The organism is Desulfoluna sp., assembly GCF_030145185.1.
Taxonomy (GTDB): Bacteria; Desulfobacterota; Desulfobacteria; order Desulfobacterales; family Desulfolunaceae; genus Desulfoluna.
Window position 1 is genome coordinate 1 of sequence record NZ_JAQYWB010000149.1, and the last position, 3,337, is coordinate 3,337.

A 3,337-nucleotide genomic window follows, 5' to 3' on the forward strand; every position below is an offset into this window, starting at 1 on the left:
AACAACCGGAAGCAAATCTCCGGAAAGAGACCCTCCAAAAGATTGCCGATGCCTTGGGGGTTGGGTTTGAACAGATTGAGAATATGTGAAGTAGATAAATGCAGATGGAAGAAAGCGGATGAAGGGTACGACACGAGGAGGCGACGAGGGGTCGCGTCTTGACATTGGACAAAACATAAACCATACCCTCGGCTTTCCCCACCTCATGTACTTCATGCCCTTCATAAGCCCCCGCTTTTGCTTTTCCCCTCCCCCATCTGTGCCTATCTGTGACATCTGTGGCCCAATTTTTTCTTTTTTATCGAAGGCATGTTTTATCGGTTTAGAGTTTAGGGGGCGATTTGAATAGAAAAGGCCTCGAACTCCCAAACGGGTGTCTGGTTTGGATGGGATGTATTCCATGAAACGGTTGGACTAAAAGAAGCGGTAAAATCCCACAAGTGGATGCGATTTGGATTGGCCTTTTTGCTGCGAAAACCTCTATCCCGGATATTTCATGAAAAAACAATCAGGGCTAAGGAATAATTCGTAATTACAGTTCTTTGCAGTAATATTTTCAGTCGTTTTAAAAATGCAAAATGTAATCCACGGTATTCTGTCTGATTTTCTCACCCTTCGGGCGAGCCGGGTGCACTCATCTGCCGCGTTATCAGAGCTTTGAGGTAAACCACTACATCTTCAGCTCTAATGCCTTGCATATGAGCACACCCGACTCGTGAAATGTCCGGGCTATGGCTTTGATCTGTTTGACATGTTACAAGCGTCATCATGCTGAGAACCGAGCGTTGGTTGGGTAACTCGTGAAATAACCGGGCTGAGTGTTTCGTTGCATGAGAATAATATTTTAAACCAAGTTTATATAACTAAAATCAGGAATTTTGCTATGTCAGCTGAAGAGAAAATGTGTCCCAAATGTAATTCACCTTATGCATATCCCGATGGGCTCCTGTGGGTATGCCCTGAATGCGGTCATGAGTGGGCCGCTGATCAGGCTTCTGATACACCGTCAGAAGATATGCCCCAGTTTCTTGATGCCAATGGCGCTCCATTGAAGGATGGGGATACAGTCGCCACCATCAAAGATCTTAAGGCCGGGAAAGACACAGTGAAATGTGGTACGAAGGTCAAAAATATTAAGCTTCTTGATGAACCTGTAAATGGGCACGATATCTCCTGCAAGGTTACAGGCTTCGGCGCCATGTATCTTAAATGTTCTGTTGTCAAAAAGGCGTAAAGAGCACTCCCAGACCCATTTCCGCCAGACACATTTCCAAAAGGCCAACCAAGGGTACCCCAGCATCACGTCAGGGGTACCCTTCGTTTTATCAGGGGGCTGTCATGTCCCCCCTCAAAGCCATCCGGAATCGGGTCGCGTCTACACGTCTACCTATTTGGCAAATCCCCTGTTTCTCCACTCATTCCATTCCAAGGTTCCTATCTCTGAATCATTTCAGGGGTGTGCTTATTGCCGATCAATTTCAGTTTTCTATTTATCAAGATTTGAAAAATAGGTACCCTGTGGGGGAAAAGTGCCGTTCATTATATGAACTAATTTGGATATTTCACGAGTCGAGTGTTTTCATATGAAATATCCTGACACAGGGGGATAGAGAGAGGGTGAAACGTGGTAAGCAGCAATCCGATGAATAAAAAACCAATTCCAGTAACGATATTAACCGGAGGCCTTGGGGCCGGTAAAACGACACTGCTCAATCACATCATTACAAGCCAGAGCGAAACACGATTTGCCATCATAGAAAACGAGTTTGGTGAAATCGGTATTGATCAGGATCTCATTGATGAAACACAGGGTCCGACAGTGGTGGAATTATCTGATGGTTGTATCTGCTGTACGATTCGAAACGACCTGGTCAAAGCGCTGTCTGAAATGTATGAGCGCAGGGATGATTTTGAGTCCCTCATTATTGAAACAACGGGGTTGGCTGAGCCGGGACCCGTGGCCCAGGTACTCATCGCAGAGCCGGAACTGACTGAAAAATTCAAGCTGAACGCCGTTGTGACACTTGTCGATGCCGAGTATGTCATGACGCATATTGATACGGAAGGGATTGTAGGCAGTCAGATTGGATTTGCCGATATCATCGTACTGAACAAATTAGACCGTGTTAACGAGCAAAGGAGTCAGGAGATCCAGTCGAGGCTTACTGAAATGAACGCCCAGGCGAAAATAGTTCTTTCGGAACACGCCCGAATCGACACCGAGGCCGTGCTCTCTGCAGATGGATTTTCCTTGGATCGGGCTCTTGAGCTTGATCCGGACTTCCTTAAGTCTGAGACGAAGGAAAAATCCTCAGACGGTTTTATGGGGCTGCTTGACCGGGTGCCGTCATATCATGACGACATTTCGTCTGTGGGCATTGTCATTCTTGGGGATTTGGACGACAAAAAGTTGGAGATGTGGTTGAGCTTTCTTACGATGTTTCAAGGTGAGGATATCCTGAGGATAAAAGGCGTTTTGAGCATTTGTGGAAAGGAAGAGCGGTTCGTGATCCAAGGCGTTCATACCACACTGACAGGAACCGATGCCATGCCATGGGGTGACGCAGCAAGGGAAAGTCGAATTCTTATCATTGGTCGACTTCTGGACAGGCCCATGCTGGAAAAAGGATTTATGAATTGTCTGGCATAAAAGTTGTGTCTTTCAAAGATCAGCAGGTGTCAGATCTCTATATGTGACTAGTGGAAAAGGGGTCGCGTCTTGACCTTGGACAAAACATAAAATGATACCTTCTGACCTCCATGCCCCCTGCTTTCTCCGCCTCATGAACTTCAAGACCTTCGTGAGCCCCCGCTTTTACTTTTCCCCTCCCCCATCTGTGCCTATCTGTGACATCTGTGGCCCAATTTTTTCTTTTTTAAGGGGCGAAGCCCTTCCCTGCTAATCCCTTGATAAAAAATAAGGACGAGGGGGCGTGACATTTGACAAAAAAACCAAACCATGGCTCCTGCGCCCCCTTTCATGAACTGCCTGCCCTTCGTAATGACCCCACCTATGCTTCTCCTGTCCCCATCTATTCTTTAACAAAATAGGTCGCAAACTTATACTGTTGACGCAAACTTATAATTAGCTTATATAAAAACATGAACTCAATTGAATGGACAAAAAAGGCGGTCAAGCAACTCGGTAAGTTCCAAAAGTCGGACCAGCAAAAAATATTCACGGACGCCCAGGCCCTTGCCCATTGGCCCAATTGCCAGAATGTTAAGACCCTGGTGAATCATAAATACCCCTACCGATTGAGAGCAGGACGTTTCAGGATTTTTTTTGACGTGTTCACGGGGATTAAGGTCATAAAAATTGAAGAGGTAAAAAAAC

Annotated in this window: 3 protein-coding genes; 2 read left to right on the forward strand and 1 reads right to left on the reverse strand. The window is 46.0% G+C overall.

The genetic code is table 11. The annotated features are described in order from the left end of the window. The first annotated feature begins 883 nt into the window (after window positions 1-883). Window positions 884-1,234 carry a zinc ribbon domain-containing protein YjdM gene (locus Q1Q75_RS22490; RefSeq protein ID WP_300675448.1) on the forward strand — a complete coding sequence of 117 codons (351 nt, stop codon included), beginning with the start codon at window positions 884-886 and terminating at the stop codon, window positions 1,232-1,234. 408 nt (window positions 1,235-1,642) lie between these two features. Further along, entirely contained in the window at window positions 1,643-2,650 is a 1,008-nt protein-coding gene (locus Q1Q75_RS22495; RefSeq protein WP_300675449.1) for a GTP-binding protein, read from the forward strand. A 458-nt stretch (window positions 2,651-3,108) separates the two neighbouring features. On the opposite strand, the gene Q1Q75_RS22500 is transcribed toward Q1Q75_RS22495, so the two are convergent. Then, on the reverse strand, window positions 3,109-3,337 hold a 229-nt coding region (locus Q1Q75_RS22500; RefSeq protein WP_300675450.1), incomplete at its 5' end, for a hypothetical protein.